The 16880-nt window shown below is 74.0% G+C and carries 12 protein-coding genes; 7 read left to right on the top strand and 5 right to left on the bottom strand.

The window, feature by feature from the left end:
* The first annotated feature begins 110 nt into the window (after window positions 1-110).
* The 4 genes from EDD40_RS18270 (at window position 111) to nudC (ending at window position 5706) form a co-directional block, all read left to right on the top strand.
* Window positions 111-1751 (top strand): DUF2207 domain-containing protein, encoded by a 1641-nt coding sequence (locus EDD40_RS18270; RefSeq protein ID WP_123743986.1) that lies wholly within the window; start codon window positions 111-113, stop codon window positions 1749-1751.
* A gap of 336 nt (window positions 1752-2087) precedes the next feature.
* Window positions 2088-3374, top strand: coding sequence for a M16 family metallopeptidase (locus EDD40_RS18265; protein ID WP_123743985.1), 1287 nt, complete (start codon window positions 2088-2090; stop codon window positions 3372-3374).
* The gene (locus EDD40_RS18260; protein WP_123743984.1) at window positions 3371-4759 is read left to right on the top strand and encodes a M16 family metallopeptidase; all 1389 of its coding nucleotides are present in this window, start codon (window positions 3371-3373) and stop codon (window positions 4757-4759) included. Before EDD40_RS18265 ends, EDD40_RS18260 begins: the two co-directional genes overlap by 4 nt.
* A complete protein-coding gene (gene nudC, locus EDD40_RS18255; RefSeq protein WP_123743983.1) occupies window positions 4756-5706 on the top strand; it encodes an NAD(+) diphosphatase in 951 nt (316 codons plus the stop codon). The genes EDD40_RS18260 and nudC overlap by 4 nt, the downstream gene beginning before the upstream one ends.
* Before the next feature lie 19 nt (window positions 5707-5725).
* Here nudC and EDD40_RS18250 read toward each other — a convergent pair whose 3' ends face one another.
* Complete coding sequence (locus tag EDD40_RS18250) at window positions 5726-6589, bottom strand: NmrA/HSCARG family protein (protein ID WP_123743982.1); 864 nt, start codon at window positions 6587-6589, stop codon at window positions 5726-5728.
* 58 nt (window positions 6590-6647) lie between these two features.
* Between EDD40_RS18250 and EDD40_RS18245 the strand changes: the two genes are divergently transcribed.
* Window positions 6648-7121, top strand: coding sequence for a MarR family winged helix-turn-helix transcriptional regulator (locus EDD40_RS18245; protein WP_123743981.1), 474 nt, complete (start codon window positions 6648-6650; stop codon window positions 7119-7121).
* A gap of 49 nt (window positions 7122-7170) precedes the next feature.
* The gene (locus EDD40_RS18240; protein WP_170185129.1) at window positions 7171-8373 is read left to right on the top strand and encodes an ROK family transcriptional regulator; all 1203 of its coding nucleotides are present in this window, start codon (window positions 7171-7173) and stop codon (window positions 8371-8373) included.
* A gap of 6 nt (window positions 8374-8379) precedes the next feature.
* Here EDD40_RS18240 and EDD40_RS18235 read toward each other — a convergent pair whose 3' ends face one another.
* Window positions 8380-9453, bottom strand: a complete 1074-nt coding sequence (locus EDD40_RS18235) for an alkene reductase (RefSeq protein ID WP_123743980.1) — start codon at window positions 9451-9453, stop codon at window positions 8380-8382.
* Window positions 9454-9566: 113 nt separating this feature from the next.
* On the opposite strand from EDD40_RS18235, the gene EDD40_RS18230 reads away from it, so the two are divergent.
* Window positions 9567-9938, top strand: coding sequence for a MerR family transcriptional regulator (locus tag EDD40_RS18230; RefSeq protein WP_123743979.1), 372 nt, complete (start codon window positions 9567-9569; stop codon window positions 9936-9938).
* A 74-nt stretch (window positions 9939-10012) separates the two neighbouring features.
* On the opposite strand, the gene EDD40_RS44420 is transcribed toward EDD40_RS18230, so the two are convergent.
* From EDD40_RS44420 to EDD40_RS18215, 3 genes are read right to left on the bottom strand one after another with little or no spacing between them, the layout of a single operon-like run.
* On the bottom strand, window positions 10013-14227 hold the full coding sequence (locus EDD40_RS44420; RefSeq protein WP_123743978.1) for an SbcC/MukB-like Walker B domain-containing protein: 4215 nt from the start codon (window positions 14225-14227) through the stop codon (window positions 10013-10015).
* On the bottom strand, window positions 14224-15390 hold the full coding sequence (locus EDD40_RS18220) for a TIGR02678 family protein (RefSeq protein ID WP_123743977.1): 1167 nt from the start codon (window positions 15388-15390) through the stop codon (window positions 14224-14226). Before EDD40_RS18220 ends, EDD40_RS44420 begins: the two co-directional genes overlap by 4 nt.
* Window positions 15390-16871 (bottom strand): DUF2397 domain-containing protein, encoded by a 1482-nt coding sequence (locus EDD40_RS18215; protein WP_123743976.1) that lies wholly within the window; start codon window positions 16869-16871, stop codon window positions 15390-15392. The genes EDD40_RS18220 and EDD40_RS18215 overlap by 1 nt, the downstream gene beginning before the upstream one ends.
* Between the last annotated feature and the right edge of the window lie 9 nt (window positions 16872-16880).

Here is a 16880-nt window from a genome sequence, read left to right as displayed (position 1 = left end):
GGCGGCCAGCCACCCGGCGGCGGTGGTTGCGTCATCGCTGGTCGTCCCCCATATCGCGGATGCCCGAATCAGCACAAGAGCTTAGGGGAACTCCGCTATTCTCCGCGGCCGTGTCGAAAAACTGGGGAGCGGCGGCCCTCTGCGCGGTCGCGCTGTGCACGGGCGCCGGCTCGGCCGCGGCGCAGCCGAGCGACACGGCCGGGCTGCCCGGGACGGTCGGCGCGGACGTGCGGCTCAAGCTGGAGCGCGACGGCAGGCTGACCGTGACCGAGGTGGTCACCGTCCCCGACGGCCGGACCGCCACGAGGGTCGTCCCGCTGCGCGTGCCGGTCTCCGCCGATCGCGACCGGGTGTTCCAGGTCGACGACGTGGCGGTGGAGGGCGGGGGCACCGCTACAGCATCGGACGACGAGCTGACGATCGCACTCCGGGCGGGCACGTCCACGGTCAAGTACTCCGTGGTCGGGGCTGTCGCCAAGATCGGTGACACGCTGGAGCTGCGCTGGCAGCCCGCGAGCGGCTGGGACGTCCCGCTCGACTCCGTGAAGGCCTCCGTGATCACGCCGGACGCGCCGCGGTCGGTGAACTGCCTGGCCGGCGAGCCGGGCACGTCGAAGCCGTGCACCAGCGCGGACCTGGGCGACGGGCGCGGCGTGCGGGTGACCGAGATCGGCCTGGCGGCCGGCGAGCGGGTCGACGTGACGGTCGGCTTGCAGGAGGGCGCGGCCCCCGCCAACGCGCGGGTGGAGGAGTCGTCGGGGCTCGCGGCGGCGTTCGCGTTGACCCCCCTCACCGGCATCGGGCTCGGTGGGCTGGTGGTGCTGCTGCTGTGCGGCGGGTTGTTGTTGTGGTACCTCCGCGGCCGTGACGCGCGGGCGTTGGCCGGCGAGGTCGGGCCGGTGAACGTGCTGGTCACCGACGGCGCCGGGCGGGTGGCGTTCGCCTCGCCGGACGGCGTGCTGCCCGGCCAGGTGGGCACGGTGGTGGACGAGCACGTGGACGTGGTCGACGTGACCGCGACGATCGTGGACCTCGCGGTGCGCAACTACTTGTGGATCGAGGAGGTCGACGGGCACGACTGGCGGTTCGTGCGGCGCAACCCGGCCGACCCGGCGCTGTCCGGGTACGAACGCGCGGTGTACGAGACCTTGCTGCCCGACGGGGTGGACGCGGTGTCGCTGGCGGAGCTGCGGGGCAGGCGGATCGACCTGTCGCGGGTGCGGGACGCGCTGTACGCGGACGTGGTGGCGAAGAACTGGTTCACGCGCCGGCCGGACGCCGAGCGCAACCTGTGGTGGTGGGCCGGTGTCGGGGTCGCCGTGCTGGGCGCGGCGCTGACGGTGGCGCTGGCCCTGGCCGGCGGTGCGGCGTTGTTCGGGCTGGTGGTCCTGGTGGCCGGGGTGGCGTTGGCGGTGGGCGCGCGCACGATGCCCGCCCGGACCAAGCGCGGCAGCGTCTTGTTGGAGCACGTGCGCGGGTTGCGCGGTTATCTGCACACGGCGACGCCGCAGGACATCCCGGAGTCCGATCGGGAGATGGTGTTCTCGCGGTCGCTGCCGTACGCGGTGGTGCTGGGGGAGACGGAGCGGTGGCTGGCCGCGTTCGCCGGCGCCCGGCCGGGGCTGTACTGGTTCGGCGAGGCGGAGCAGGGCGGCGACCTGCGGCGGTTCGCGCAGCGGTTCCCGTCGTTCCTGGGCGCGGTGGACGGTGTGCTGGCGCAGGCGGGTCACCTGCGGTCGCTGCGGGGCTGACCGCCGTTCACCCGAAAGTGATCTTGCACATCTCGAACACGAGTTCGACACTGGAGTCACCCCCGAAACACGACCCCGCGGGCGGCGGGCGAGGGTTCGGCGGGGTGAGGCCGCTGCCGACCCGGTGCCCACGCGCGCCGGCTCCACCGGGTGGGGCGGCCTGCTGAGACAGGCGGTGGTCCGGACCGGTGCGGGCGTGTGCCCGGCTCCGGATCGGCCGTCGAGTCGCTGGTCGACCGGTCCGAACCCGGTCGGTTCGCGCTGGGCGTAGCGCGACGCTTCGGTGGGTGGGCGACCATCGAGCCCGGCAGTGGTGTGAACCCGTAGGCTGCGTCCATGGCGCTACCCGAACTGCACAGGTTCACGCTTCCCAACGGTCTGCGGGTGGTGCTCGCACCCGACCGCAGCGCCCCGGTCGTCGGGGTGAGCGTGCACTACGACGTGGGCTTCCGCTCCGAGCCCGAGGGGCGGACGGGGTTCGCTCACCTCTTCGAGCACCTCATGTTCCAGGGCAGCGAGAGCTTGGAGAAGCTGGCCCACTTCCGGCACGTGCAGTCCTCGGGCGGCACGTTCAACGGGTCCACCCACCCCGATTACACCGACTACTACGAAGTGCTGCCGTCGGCGGCACTGGAGCGGGCTCTGTTCCTCGAGGCGGACCGCATGCGGGCGCCGAAGATCACCGAGGAGAACCTGCGCAACCAGATCGACGTCGTGAAGGAGGAGATCAGGCTCAACGTGCTCAACCGACCGTACGGGGGGTTCCCGTGGATCCTCCTGCCGCCGGTCCTGTTCCAGACCTTCCCCAACGCGCACAACGGCTACGGCGACTTCACCGACCTGGAGAACGCCACCGTGGACGACTGCGCCGCGTTCTTCGACACCTACTACGCGCCGGGCAACGCCGTGCTGACGGTAGCGGGTGACTTCGACCCCGAGGGGGCGAAGGCGCTCGTCGAGCAGCACTTCGGTGACGTGCCCGCCCGCCCGGTGCCGACCCGGCCGTCGTTCGCCGAGGCGGCGCCGAAGGGCGAGCTGCGGGCCGAGCACACCGACAAGCACGCGCCGATGCCCGCCCTCGCCGTGGGCTACCGCATCCCGGACCCGGTGAACGAGGTCGAGGGCTACCTCGCGTACCTGGTCCTGGCCGGTGTGCTCACCGACGGCGACGGGTCGCGGTTGCAGCAGCGGCTGGTGCACCGCGACGCGATCGTGGTCGACGTCGGCGCCGGCTGCGGCCTGTTCGGGCCGTTGGAGGCGCGCGACCCGGACACGTTCAGCATCACCGCGATCCACCCGGCGGAGGTCACCTCCGAGCAGGTGCTCGCGGCGGTGGACGAGGAGCTGCTGCGGTTGGCCGAGGAAGGGCCGACGGAGCAGGAGCTGGCGAAGGTCACCGCCCGCTGGGTGTCGACCATGCACCGCGAGCACGACCGGCTCACCAGCCGAACCCTGGGGCTGGGGTCGGCCGAGCTGCTGTTCGGGCGCGCGGAGCTGCTGTACGAGCTGCCGGACAAGCTGGCCGGCATCACCACCGACGAGGTCGCCGCGGCGGCCAAGGCGTTGCGGTCCGACTCGCGCGCCGTCCTGATCCTCAAGCCCGCCAGTGGAGGTAACGAGTGAGCGCCCCGACCAAGCACCGCAGCGCCGACGAGATCGGCCGTACGGAGCTAGGGCCTCGCCCGTTCCCGGAGCTGGGCGAGCAGCGGGCGGCGGCGGACCTGGACGCGATCGACACGACGCTGGCCAACGGCCTGCGGGTGCTGGCCGTGCGCCGGGACTCGGTGCCGCTGGTGGAGGTGCGGCTGCGGATCCCGTTCGGCGACCCGGCGACGAGCAGCGTCGGCTCGACGCACGCGGCCCGCGCCGAGGTGCTGGCGAACACGGTCCTCACCGGCACCGCCACCCGCAGCCGGGTAGACGTGGACACCGAGCTGGCCCTGGTCGGCGGCGAGCTGGACGCGGTGGTCGACCCGGAGCGGCTGTCGTTCTCCGGCAACGCGCTGGTGTCCGGTTTCGAGACCGTGCTGGACGTGCTGCGGGACGTGCTGACCGGCGCGACCTACCCGGCCGACGAGGTCGAGCGGGAACGCGCGCGGCTGGTGGAGCGGATCCGGTTGGCGCGGTCGCAGCCGAACGTGATCGCGCGGGAAGCGTTGCAGCGCCACCTGTACGGCGACCACCCGTTCGCCAAGGAGATGCCCGAGGCCGACGAGGTCGAGGCGGTGACGCGGGACGACGTGCTGGCGCTGCACTCGTCGGCCGTGCTGCCGCGCGGCTCGGCGATCGTCGTGGTGGGCGACGTGGCGCCGGACGCGGCGGTGCGCGCGGTCGAAGCCGCGTTGGGCGGCTGGACCGGCGAGGGCACCGCGGTGGCGTTGTCGCCGCTGTCGCCCGTGCGGGGCGGCGACGTGCTGTTCGTGCACCGCCCCGGCGCCGTGCAGTCCCAGATCCGGCTCGCCGGGCGCGGGCTGGAGCGCACCGACGAGCGGTACCCGGCGTTGCAGCTGGCGAACCTGGTGTTCGGCGGGTTCTTCTCGTCCCGGCTGGTGGAGAACATCCGCGAGGACAAGGGTTACACCTACAGCGCGCGGTCGCACCCGGAGTTCACGCCGGGCGGCGCGACGCTGCTGGTGGACGCCGACACGGCCAGCGAGGTGACCGTCGCGGCGCTGCTGGAGACCAGGTACGAGCTGGGCAGGCTGGGCCTGGTGCCACCGACCGAGTCCGAGGTGGACACCGCGCGCCGGTACGCGATCGGGTCGCTGCTGACGGCCACGTCGTCGCAGGGCGGGCTGGCGTCGTTCCTGGTGAACCTCGCCGGGCTCGGGCTGGACGTCGGGTGGTTCACCGGGCACCCGGCCCGGCTGGCGGCGGTCACCGTCGAGCAGGTCGCCGAGGTGGCGTTGGAGTTCTTCGCGCCGACGTCGTTCACCGGCGTGCTGGTGGGCGACGCGGAACTGCTGACCCCGCAGCTGCGGGCGCTGGGCGGCGTGACCCTGCCGTGAGTTTCGAGCTGGTGGAACTGCCCGCCCTGTCGCGGTCCACGGTGGACCGGCAGGAACCGTTGCGCGGCGACGCGGAGCGGATCGGGCAGCTGTGGCCGAAGGCGCGCGTCCTCACCGTGGACGCGCGTGGCCGCACGATGGTGGCCGACCGGGCATCGCGCCTGGTCGACCGCCCCGCCACCGAGTTCGGCGACGCCCCGCCGGACACGGCGGTGCTGCTCGGCGAGCAGGACGGCGTGGCGTACTGGGCGGTTCCGCTGACCGAGGACGAGACGGACGTCGGCGCGCCCGCCGGCCGGGCGTGGACCGGGCCGGAGCTGACGGACGAGCCGCAGTGGCTCGACCTGCGGGCGTGCGGCGCGTTGCTGGACGACACCGGCGCGGGCCTGTTCACGTCGGCGGTGGCGTTGTTCCACTGGCACCGGTCGGCGAAGTTCTGCGCGGTGTGCGGCGGGTCGACCGCGTCGATCAAGTCCGGGTGGGCCCGGGTGTGCGAGCGGTGCGGGCACGAGGAGTACCCGCGCACCGACGCGGCCGTGATCTGCCTGGTCCACGACGGCGCCGACCAGGTGCTGCTCGCCCGCGGCGAGGGGTGGCCCGAGGGGCGGTACTCGGTGCTGGCCGGGTTCGTCGAGGCGGGCGAGTCGCTGGAGGCGTGCGTGGCGCGGGAGATCGCGGAGGAGGTCGGCATCGTGGTCGGCGGCATCCGCTACCTCGGCAGCCAGCCGTGGCCGTTCCCGCGGTCGTTGATGGTGGGGTTCGAGGCGGTGGCCGACCCGGCCGAGCCCCTGCGGCTCGCGGACGGCGAGATCGCGCAGGCCCGGTGGGTGAGCCGGGCGGACGTGCGGCAGGCGCTCGCCGAGCCGGGCAGCGTGCCGGACCTGCTGCTCGCGCCGGGCGCCTCCATCGCCTACCGGATGATCCAGTCGTGGGCGGCGGTCGGCTGACCCGGCGCGTCACCGCCGGTCAGGGCGTCTTCAGCAGGTCCGGCCAGGGCAGCGGGCGGACGAAGTCGGCGTACCGCGTCCAGGTGATCTCGGGCAGGGCCCCGTGCAGCCGGGGCAGGTCGATGTCGGTGCCCACCTCGGTGAAGTAGCCGAACATGGCGGCCAGGTCCGCCGAGTACCGCGCCACCACGTCCAACGGCGGGCGGTGGTGGCGGATCGGGCGGCCGATGGCCGCGGTCAACGCCTCGGCCATGGCCGCCGGGGTCAGGGCCTCGCCGGCCAGGTCCAGCCGCCTGCCCGCGAACCGGTCGGGCTGCTCCAGGGCGAGCACGGCGACCGCCGCGATGTCCCGCACCGCGACCAGGTGCAGCGGGCGGTCCGCCGGCATGGGCAGGTGGAACGCGCCCTCGCGCAGACCTCGCACCGTCCACTCGCCGAACTTGTCGTCGATGAACGCGGCCGGCCCGAGGATCGTCCACCGGGGCCCGGCGTCGACCAGGTGCCGCTCGATGCGCTGCTTGCTGTCGAAGTGCGGGATGCCGGTGTCGCGGTCGGCGTTGGACGCGGACGTGAACACGACGTGCTCCACGTCCCGCGCCGCGTCGACCAGCGTGATGCCGTGGCGGACCTCGGTGTCGGTGTCGCTGCCGAACGGCGTGGTCACGGCGAAGACGGCACGGGCGCCGTCCAGGGCCGCGCGCAGGGACGCGGGGTCGTCGAAGTCGCCGTGCGCGACGTCCGCGCCGAGCCGTCGGAGTTCCCGCGCCGCAACGCTGTGCGGGTCGCGGGTGAGGGCGCGGACCCGGTGGCCGCGAGCCAGGAGGGCGCGGGTCACGGCTCCGCCTTGGGCGCCGGTCGCGCCGGTGACCAGAATAGGTTCCATGAGCAAAGGTTGACTCTGAAAGTGTTCTGCCGTCAAGTGAGTTTGGTAGGGTGCCGTCATGAGCCGACAAGAGCCGGGTGACGCGCTCCTGGCGTGGCTGTACGTCCAGCAGGGCGTGGACGCGGTGCGCGTCGCGGTGGAACGGCGCATCGAAGCCGTGGCCGGGTGCTCGCTGCTGGAACACGAGGCGCTGTACCGCATCCACATGAACGACCGCCTGCTGATGTCCGAGCTGTCCGACCTGCTCGCGGTCAGCCCGAGCGGCGTCACGCGCCTGGTCGAGCGGTTGGTGCGCCGGGGCTGGGTCGCGCGCGAGCAGCCACCCGACAACCGCCGGGTCGTCCACGCCGTGCTGACCGACGCCGGGCGGCAGGTCCTCGCGGCCACGAGCGCCCCCGCCTACCGGGAATCGGTCGCCGAGGAGTTCGCCGCCGCGCTGAGTGATCGCGACCTCGCGGATCTGAAGCGCGTCGGGCGGAAACTGCTGGAGGCGCACGGCAAATGGGACGCCAAGCGGTTCGCGACCGACTAACGTCGGAAGTTCTACGCGCCCGTGTGGCGACCGTGGTCCTACTCGCCCGATGGGGGTCGCCGTGCACCGCAAGCTGACCGTGCGCGACCTGCGCGCCGGCAACCGGGCGCGGGTGCTGCGCGCCCTGTACTTCGACCACCCGCGCAGCCGGCAGGAGCTCGCGGGCGCCACCGGGCTCAGCCAGGCGTCGGTCAGCACCGTCGTCGCCGAGCTCATCGCGGACGGCATCGTCGTCGAGGCCGGGCAGGTCGACTCGGACGGCGGCCGGCCCCGCGTGCTGCTGCGGGTCGACCCGGCGCACGCGGCGGTGGTGGGGGTGGACGTCGGCGAGACGCACGTGCTGGTCGAGGTGTTCGACCTCACGCTGCAACGGCTGGCGGAGGCGACGTTCCCGATGGAGCCGGAGGTCCACTCGGTCGACGACGTGGCGCGGCGGGTCCTCGAAGGGCTCGACCGGTGCCTCGCGGCCAGCGCGGTCGGCGACGTGCTCGGCGTCGGCATCGGCGTGCCGGGGCAGGTCGAGGACGGGCTGGTGTACGCGCAGACCGTCGGCTGGCGCGGTGTCGCGCTGGAACAGCTGCTGCGCACCGGCACCGACCTGCCGCTGTTCCTGGACAACGGCGCGAACACGTTGGGGCAGGCCGAGGTCTGGTTCGGCGCGGGCCGCGGCACGGGTGACGCGGTGGTCGCGCTGATCGGGTCCGGTGTCGGCGCGAGCGTCATCACCGGCGGCGTGCTGTACCGCGGCTCGTCGGGCGGCGCGGGGGAGTGGGGCCACACGACGGTCGCCCTGGACGGCCGCCCGTGCCGGTGCGGCGCGCACGGGTGCCTGGAGGCGTACATCGGCGCGTCGGCCGTGGTCGAGCGGTACCGCGCGGTGAAGGCGGACGTGCCCGCCGAGCAGGAGGCGGCGTTGGCGGCGCTGGTCGCGGACGGCTCGCGGGCGGCCCGGGACGTCCTCGCCGAGACCGCCCGGTACGCGGGCCTCGGCATCGCGAACCTGATCAACCTGTTCAACCCGTCGCAGGTGATCGTCGGCGGTTGGGCCGGGCTCCTGCTCGGCGCGCGGATCCTCGACGACGTGCGCGCCCAGGCCTCCCGCCACGCCCTGCGCCGACCGTTCGAGCAGGCGTCGATCACCCTGTGCGAACTGGGCCCCGAGTCGGTCGCGCTCGGCGCGGCGACCCTGCCGGTGGCCCAGTTCCTGGCCGCGGGCGGTGTGCGCCGCCGCACGGCCAGTCACGTCGTCTGACCGGGCTCAGGCGGTGTGCCGGTACGCCGGGTAGGTGAGGTAGCCCGCGTCGCCGCCCTGGTAGTAGGTCGCCGTGTCGGCGGACGCGAGCGGCAGGTCGGCGCGGAGCCGTTCCACCAGGTCCGGGTTCGCCACGAACGCGCGGCCGAAGCTGATCAGCTCCGCGCCCAGGCCGAGCCAGTGGTCGGCGGCGGCCCGGTCGGTCCGCTTCGGGCCCATCGGCACCACCGGGTTCACCACCAGGGCGCCCGGCCACGCGCGGCGCAGCCCGATCAGCACCTCCTCGTCGGCGGTCGCCTCCAGGTGCACGTAGGCGAGGCCGAAGCGGGCGAGCTCGGCGAGCAGGGCCGCGTACAGCCGCGGCACCTCGGTCTCCTCGACGCCCCAGAAGGTGCCGCCGGGGGAGAGCCTGATCGCGGTGCGGTCCGCGCCGACGGCGTCTACCGTGGCGGCGACCGCCTCGACGGCGAAGCGGATGCGGTGGGCGATCGGGCCGCCGTAGGCGTCGGTGCGCAGGTTGGCGTTGGACGACAGGAACTGCGAGATCAGGTAGCCGTTCGCGCCGTGCAGCTCGACGCCGTCGAACCCGGCGTCGACGGCGCGCCGGGCGGCCTCGGCGTACGAGCGGGCGTGGTCGGGCACCTCGGCGGTGGCCAGGGCTCGCGGGACCGGCGCGGGCCGCGGTCCGTTCGGGGTGAACACCTCGCCCGCGGCGGCGACCGCGGACGGTCCGACCGGCTGGACACCGGTGGTGTCGGGGTGCGAGACCCGGCCGCCGTGCATGAGCTGGGCGAAGATGCGCCCGCCGTTGACGTGCACGGCGTCGGTGACGGGCCGCCACGACGCCACCTGCTCGTCGGTGTGCAGGCCCGGGGTGCCCGGGTTGGACTGCCCGACCAGGCTGGGTTGCACGCCCTCGGAGACGATCAACCCGGCCGTGGCGCGTTGGGCGTAGTAAGCCGCCATCGACGGGGTCGCGAGACCGCCGGCCGCGGCGCGGGCCCGGGTCATCGGCGCCATCACGACCCGGTTGGGCAGGTCCAGACCGCCGAGGCGGTAGCGGTCGAACAGCGTGGTCATGCCGGAACTCCTTCGTACTGGTCGAGGCCCGCGACGGGCCCGACCGGTACGCTAAAACCTGACATCAATGTGAGAGGCAAGCCGTGCGACCGGCGTCACAACGAGGAGAGCGCATGAGGATCGGCGACCTCGCGGCGCGGGCCGGTGTCAGCGTCCGCTCGCTGCGGTACTACGAGGAGCAGGGGCTGCTCAGCAGCACCCGCAGCGCCGGCGGGCAGCGGCACTACACGGAGGACGACGTCGAGCGGGTCGCCTTCGTCCAACGCCTGTACGCGGCCGGGCTGTCCAGCCGCACCATCACCGAGCTGCTGCCGTGCATCGACTCGCCGAGCGACGAGAACTCGGACGCCGCGATGGAGCGCATGGCCAGGGAACGCGACCGGCTCTCCGACCACATCCAGGAGCTGCTGCGCACCCGTGACGCGCTCGACCTGCTGATGGTCGCCGCCCGGGCCCACCGCGACGCGAGCCGGGTCTCCGCCTGACCGGCCGCTCCGCCCCGGCACCCCGGTCAGGGGTGGACGCGGTCAGGGGTGGACGCGGTCAGGGATGGACGCGGTCAGGGGTCGACCCGGTCCAGCGCCGCGCCGTCCCACGTGGTCTGCGTGCACGCCACACCACGCCCGTTCTTGGGCCGCAGCACGTCGTAGATGTGCATGCGCGGGATCTTGTCGGACACGCCCCAGCCGCTCGGCCAGGTGATCACCCAGTCCATGTCGAGGTCCACCAGCAGGCCGAGCATGCGCGCGATCGTCGGGTCGTCCAGCCGCTCGAACGCCTCGTCCAGCAGCACCAGCCGCAACGGCGAGAACTCGCCGCTCACCGCGTCGTAGAACGACGCCGCCGCCGCGAACAGCGTCACGTACGAGATGAGCCGCGTCTCGCCGGAGGACAGCTGCCGCAGCCGGCGTTCCCGCGGGTTGCCGTCCGGGCCGGTGTCGGCGACCGTGACGGTGAACTGGTGCCACGTCCGGTAGTCCAGGGCGCGGGACAGGATCTCGGCGTAGTTGCCGGTGTGCGCGTCGCGTTCGGCTTCGATGCGCTCGGTGAACACGCGGCGCAGCGTGGCGTCCTGCTCGGGGTCGCGGTCCGCGTACGGGAGGCGGACCAGCGCCAACGCGTCACGCGTGTCCTCCTCCAGCGCCGACGACGGCTTCCACGCCAGCTTCACGTGCACGCCCTGGCTGGAGCGGGCCTTGCCGAGCACCTCGTTCATCCGCTTGCACAGGTCCTCGGCGACGGCGATCTGCCCGCGCAGCCACTCGGCCAGGTCGCGGATCAGGTAGTCGGCGAAGATGTTCTGGTACTGCTCGTCGAGGAAACCGCGCTGCTCGGCCAGCTTCGCGGTCACCTGGCGGGCGGCGACGGCCACCGGGCGGGCGCCCTCCTCGCCGGTGACGGTGACGGTGAGCAGGCCGACGTGCTGCTCGGCGGCGATGTCGTGGCTGCCGGCCAGCGCCGTCTGCAACGCCTGGAGCTTGGTGATCACCGTGGCCTCGCCCGCGCCGCGCCGGTCGGTCGCCGCCAGCGCGGTGCGGACCGACGTGACGTCTTCCGGCGCGTCCGGCAGGGCGGCGACGAGGATGCCCGGCGCCTGCACGGTGGCCTTGAAGTGCTCGGTCGCGCGGGTCAGGGCGTCGCGGGCGGTGGTGAGCTGCTCGGCCGACGTCTCCAGCTGGGCGTTCAGCTTCGCGGCCTGCTCGCGGGCCGAGGTGACCTGTTCGCGCACACCCTTGAGCTCGTCGCGCATCCCGCGCCGTGAACGCTCCAAAGTGGACAGTTGGTCCGCGATCTCCTTGGCCTCGCCGCCGATCGCGTCGGTCAGCTCGGCCAACGTCGACGCCTGCGACGCGTAGTCGACGCACCGCGCCTCCGCGTCCGCCTCCGCCGCGCCCCGATCCGCCACGGCCGCGTGGTAGCGGTGCGCCGCGTCGGTCAGGTCGGCGACCGTGCCGCCGCACTGGCGGCGCAGCACGTCACCCAACCGGTCGGCGGTGCGCTGCGCCTCGGCCGCCGCCTGCTGGGCCTGGTGCAGGCCGTCGGTGGTGGCGGGCAGGCCCGCGTCGCCGGCCTGGCGCACGACCTCGGCGGCGGCGGCTTCGCCTCGCGCCTGGGCGGTGGCGAGCTCGTCGCGCAGCTCCTCGGCGCGGCGGGCGGCGCGGTCGGCGGATTCCTGCGCGGCCTGGAGGCGGCCGTGGCGGGCGACCAGGTCGCGGTCCGCGGGGAAGCGGTCGAGGTGCGCCTCCCACTGCTCGACCAGGCCGCGCGCGGCGGCCAGGTCGGCTTCCGCCGCGCCGAGGTCGGCGCGCAGGGCGGCCAGCTCGTCCTCCAGCTCCGCGATCCGGCGCCGGCGGGCGGCTTCGCGGGCTCCGGCGCCGATGAACTCCGCCGCGTCCTTGTGCCACGCGCCGGTGAGCACGCCCGCCTGCCAGTGGCCGTCGGGCGACACCGCGAACGCGGCGGCCGGGGTGGCGGCCTCCGGGGTGGCGGCCGAGGTCGGGGGTCGCAGGGACACCGAGGCGAGCAGGTCCGCCACGACCGCGGCCGGGACCGGTGAGGCCGGCTCGACGGCCGGGATCAGCACCGTCGCCAGGGACGGGCCGGCGACCGGGCTGCCGGGTGCGGCCACCACGTCCGGTGCGCCGGCCGTGGGGTCCGCAGATCCGGCAGGGGCAGAGGCAGGGGCAGGGGCGGGATCGGGGGTCGGCTGGGGGTGGTCGGGGCGGTCGGGGGTGGTTTCGGCGGGTCCGCTGGTTTTCAACCGAGTGGCGGTAACGGTGTTTCCGTACATTGCCGGGGTGGATTCACCCGAAGGTGTGACCCAGGCGTCCAGGAGGCCCGAGGCCTCCAGGGCGGCTTCCAGGCCGGCTTTGGCCTGGTCGTCGACGGTGGGGTGGAAGTCGACCAGGCGGTAGAACGGGGCGCCGGTGGCGGAGTCGCGGTCGGTCGCCGCGAAGCGGTTGCGGTCCGGGACCCGGGCCGTGCCGGAGCGGAGGGCGGACAGTTCGGCGTCACGGGTGTTGATGGACGTGACCAGGTCGGTCCGCCGCTGCGCCACCGCGTGCCCGGCGTCCCGGGCCGCCGTCACCAGGGGGCCCGCCCAGTCGCGGGCGGCGGTGGTGAGGGAGCGGGCGGTGGTCGGGTCGACGGTGGCGGGCAGCGGCAGGGGGGAGTCGGGGCTGGTGGCGGCCAGGGGGCCGGAGGTGCGCCACGACTCGACGTCGGCCAGCCAGCCCTGGGCGACCTCGGCCAGTTCCTGCGCCTCCTGGTTGCGCAACGCCGCCGCCTCGGTCGCGGCGTGCTGAGCGTCCCGCGCGGTCTGCCGGAGGGCGTCGACCTGGCGTTGCGCCGTGTCCAGCTCGGCGGCCCGCGCGGCCAGCGCGAGCGCCAAGGCCCCCCGCTGCCGCGCCGAGGACGCGATGGACGACGTGCGCGACGCGAGGTCGTCCAACGCCAAATCGTCCACGACGGGTGGCACGCGGCGTTCGATCGGCAGCGGCTCGGCCTCCGGGTCCGGCTTGGCCCGCACGGACTCCGTCCGCACCTCGGCGTCCAGAGTGGACACGCCGGGGACCTCCGGCACCGCGGCGGGGGACAGGCCGGCCACGCGCAGGTGGTGGCGCAGCGGCTCGACCAGCTCCTGCGCCGAGCCCAAGTCCTCGGCCAACCGCCGCAGCAGCCGCAGCACGCCGTCGACCGCGCCGTCCTCCTGCAACCGCTGCTTGTTCGCCATGTCCAACGCCGCCACCGCCGACGAGCGCTTCTCCGCCACGAGCTTCTCGCGCGTCTGCAAGTCCTGCAGGTCGCGGAACGCCGGCAGCTCCTTCAACGCGCCGATGGTCTCCTCGGCCTGCTGCTCACCGGCCTCCAACGCCGCCAACGAGTGCTCCGCCGCCGCGCGCGCCGCGAGCGTCTCCGCCAGCGACGCCGACAACCGGGCCGACGCGCGTTCCAGCTTCCGCACCCCGTCCTCGGCCCCGCCGAGCTTCTCCGCCGCCGCGCGCAGCCCGCCGAACGCGTAGTCCGAGTACGTCTTCAGGAACGTGCCCAGCGCCGCGTCGGCCGACGACAGCCGCGTGATGTTCTCCCGGATCGACTCCAGGTCGTCGAACGACGTGGCCAGCTGCTCGACCATCACCTGGTCCAGCGGCGGCAGCGCGTCGGACAGGATCTGCTCCAGCTGCCCTTCCAGCACCTTCAGCCCCACGTCGGGGTTGCGCAGCGTCCGCTGCAGGTGCAGCAGGTCGCCGTACCGGGCCGCGGGCACGCCGTACACGGTCTCGGCCACGCGCGCCCGGAACGCCGCCTCCTCCAGCACGCAGTCCGCGCCGATCAGGTCCCGCAGCTGCGCCGGGCCCAGCGGGGTGCGGTCCGTGCCGACCAGCGTCAACCCGTGACCCACGCGCGAGGAGGTGATGAACCGCCACGAGTCGGTGATCGCCTGCGACGTCTTGGACGCCTTCACGCCCAACCCGCACGTCAGGTACTCGTCGTCGCCGCGCGTCAGCTCGACCCACGCGTACCCGATCCGGTTCGGCCCGCCGTCGTAGTCGTCCAGCATGAGCCGCCGCAGCGACACCGTGTCGAAACCCTTGGAGCCGACCTGCCGCAGGTCGCCGTCCAGGCACAGCGGCAGCAGCAGCTCCAGCGTGCGCGACTTGCCGGACCCGTTGGTGCCCTGGAAGATCGCGCGCCCACCCGAGAAGTCGAACGCCTGCTCGGTGTACTGCCAGATGTTGACGATGCCGCCCCTGTGCAGCCGCCACCTGTTCACGCGGTCTCCTCATCGAACAACGACCAGCTGGGCACGTCCGGCACGACGACCGGCTCCACGTCACGTTCGGGATCGCCGTCGGGCGAGGGCAGCCACCGGTGCGCGGCGGCGTTGAGCAGCCACCCGTCGGCCGAGGCGACCGCCAACCCCATGCGGCGCAGCAGTTCCAGCACCTCGTCGACCAGTCGGTCCAGGTCTTCGGTGAACTGCTTGGACCACGCGGTCGGGTAGTCCTCCACCAGCCGCGCGCACACCGTCCGCAGCCGCGCCGGGACCACGACGTGCCGCCCGTCGGGGCGCGGGTCGGTGTCGAGCAGCTCCGGCAGCGCCAGCAGCGCGATCCGCGCCACCGTGGACGTGCCGGGGAAGTACAGGTCGGTCAGGTAGTCCTCGGGGTCGGCCGCCAGCACGCCCTCGACCCGGCACTCGGTGTGCAGGCCGAAGCACGTCTCCAGCAGCGCGGTCTCCTTGCGCTGGTTGCGCCGCAGCCACTCCGCCTGCTCCGGCGGCAGGTCCGCGTACAGCACGACGGGGTTCTCCACCAGCTTGCGCCGCACCGCGTGTTCGACGCCGCGCGGACCGGGCCGCGCGGCCAGCTCCACCAGCCGCGCCGGCGAGTCGGCCTCCGCCACCGGCCCGGTCAGCAACTGGCCGAGCAGGTCGGTGTCGATGGTGATCAACGCCTCGGCCTGCACGTCCACCGTGCCCTCGGTCTCGTGCAGCACGCCGAGCGACACCAGGTGCCGCAACGCCGCCGTGAGCGCCCGCCGGTCCGCCACGTCGTCCACGACGGTGAGCCCGGCCTCGACCGCCGCCGCGCGGATGTCCGCCACCAGCCGCGACAGCAGCGCCTGCCGCCCGACACCGGTCAGCACCGCCATGGTCAGCGCCACGTACGCGTACCCGCGCGGCGACATGCCGAGCACGCCGCGCGAGTCGTCGGCGCCCGGCCCGGACTTGTAGAGCCGCGCGAACCGCCGTTCCACCACGAGCCGGTAGCCCAGCAGCCGGGCGAACAGGTCCTGCAACGCCGCCCGGTGCCGGTAGACCAGGGTCAGCAGCTCGCCGTCCGGCCCGTCGGCGCGCAGCAACGGCCGCCGCAGCAGGGTGCGGGCGCAGCGCACCGCGGTCGCCGCGTCGATCTCGGAGAGGTCGTCGAACATCAGTCGAGCACCAGCGTCGAGTCGTGCAGCGTCAACGTGCCCGCCGCCGAACGGATGCGCGTCGACTTCCCGAGCGCGTGCGAGACGGTCACCCGCAGCCCGCGCACCGGGTCGGTCGCCGAACCCGAGTCGGCCGCCGTGTCGCGCTGCGCCATCGCCAACGTCAGCAGCTCGCACAGCACTTCGAGCGCCTCGCCGGACAACGTGGTGGACGCCAGCCGGGGAGCCGCCGCCGACAGCTCGGCCACCGACGCGGCCCGCCGCTCGTCGGCTTCCCGCGCCTCGGCCAGCAGCGACTGCTCGGTCATCGGGTCGTCCAGGATGCGCGACGTCCGCCCGCGCGCACCACGGTCGCCGCGGCTGCGCACGCTCACCTGCACGTCCACCACCGGTCCGTCGCGCCACGGGGTGCGCTCGTTGTCGCGGTCGTGCTCGGGCGCCGGCGACACGTGCCGCGCCGGGTACAGCCCGAACGCCGCCGCGTACAGCTCGTGGGCCTGCTCGCGCGAGCCGGCGTCGAACCAGCCGGCCAGCTTCAGCAGCTCGGCCCGGCGGCTCGGCAGCAGCCCGCCGCCGGACGTGGCCCGCTTCACGCTCGCCAGCAGCGACCCGATCGCGCGCGCCGTCGCCTCCCGCAGCGCCGTCACCTGGCTCGGCCGGCCGGGCCGGTCCACGAACCAGTCGGTCAGGTCCTGCCAGTCCTCCGCCGACCGCCCGCGCGCCCGTTCGACCTTCTCGCCCAGGTCGGCCCGGCCCAGCAGGCGCAGCAGCTCGGAACGCGCGGAGGTGACGCGGGCCAGGGCGTCCGCGATGGCCGGCGTGTGCCGCAGCACGTCCTCCACGACCATCTGGATGTACTCGACGAGCAGGTTGCGGAACCCGGAGATCTCCTCCGGCGCCAGGTGGTGCCGCGTCACGACCTGGCCCAGGTAGGCGTAGAAGTCGCGCACGGTCGCGGCCAGCTCGGCGTGCTGCAGGAACAGCGTGGTGACCTGCTCGGCCAGCACCTCGCGGGAGCGGGGCGCGCCGCTGATCAACGCCTCCGACAGCGACTGGCCCAGCCGGTCGAGGCCGCGTTCGACGGCGGGCAGCAGCTCCCGCGACACCTCCCGCGCGCCCTCGGGCACGCGCAGCAGCTCGTCCACGTCGCGCTGGACCCGGACGGCGAGCTTGCCGACCTGGTAGCGGACGCTGCCGTGCTGGAACTCGGCGATGCTGGAGGCCACCACCTCGCGCCGCCCCTGCACCAGGTTGCCCCACTCGACGAGCTGCCGGAGCCGGGTGATCACGTTCTCGATGCGCGACTCGCCCGCCTCGACCCGGCCCTCCCGCTCGGCGCCCGCCAGCGCGCCCGCGACCTCGCCCGCCGACAGGTCGGCCAGCAGCGTGGACGTGAACAACCGCATGATCGCCAGGTACGTGCGTTGGTGATCGCGGGCGTCCAGGTACGCGTAGAGCTTGAGGCGGCCGGCTGGTTCCACGGTGCGCCA

Origin of the sequence: Saccharothrix texasensis, assembly GCF_003752005.1 — a bacterium.
Taxonomy (GTDB): Bacteria; Actinomycetota; Actinomycetes; order Mycobacteriales; family Pseudonocardiaceae; genus Actinosynnema; species Actinosynnema texasense.
Note: the sequence above shows the minus strand (reverse complement) of the source record. Positions and strands in the feature narration are given on the sequence as shown.

Bases quoted from the DNA above. Each gene is read 5' to 3' on its own strand.
- EDD40_RS18265 (WP_123743985.1), top strand. From the start codon at position 2,088: ATGGCGCTACCCGAACTGCACAGGTTCACGCTTCCCAACGGTCTGCGG.
- EDD40_RS18240 (WP_170185129.1), top strand. From the start codon at position 7,171: ATGGGGGTCGCCGTGCACCGCAAGCTGACCGTGCGCGACCTGCGCGCC.
- EDD40_RS18230 (WP_123743979.1), top strand. From the start codon at position 9,567: ATGAGGATCGGCGACCTCGCGGCGCGGGCCGGTGTCAGCGTCCGCTCG.
- EDD40_RS18245 (WP_123743981.1), top strand. From the start codon at position 6,648: ATGAGCCGACAAGAGCCGGGTGACGCGCTCCTGGCGTGGCTGTACGTC.
- EDD40_RS18250 (WP_123743982.1), bottom strand. From the start codon at position 6,589: ATGGAACCTATTCTGGTCACCGGCGCGACCGGCGCCCAAGGCGGAGCC.
- EDD40_RS18220 (WP_123743977.1), bottom strand. From the start codon at position 15,390: ATGTTCGACGACCTCTCCGAGATCGACGCGGCGACCGCGGTGCGCTGC.
- EDD40_RS18235 (WP_123743980.1), bottom strand. From the start codon at position 9,453: ATGACCACGCTGTTCGACCGCTACCGCCTCGGCGGTCTGGACCTGCCC.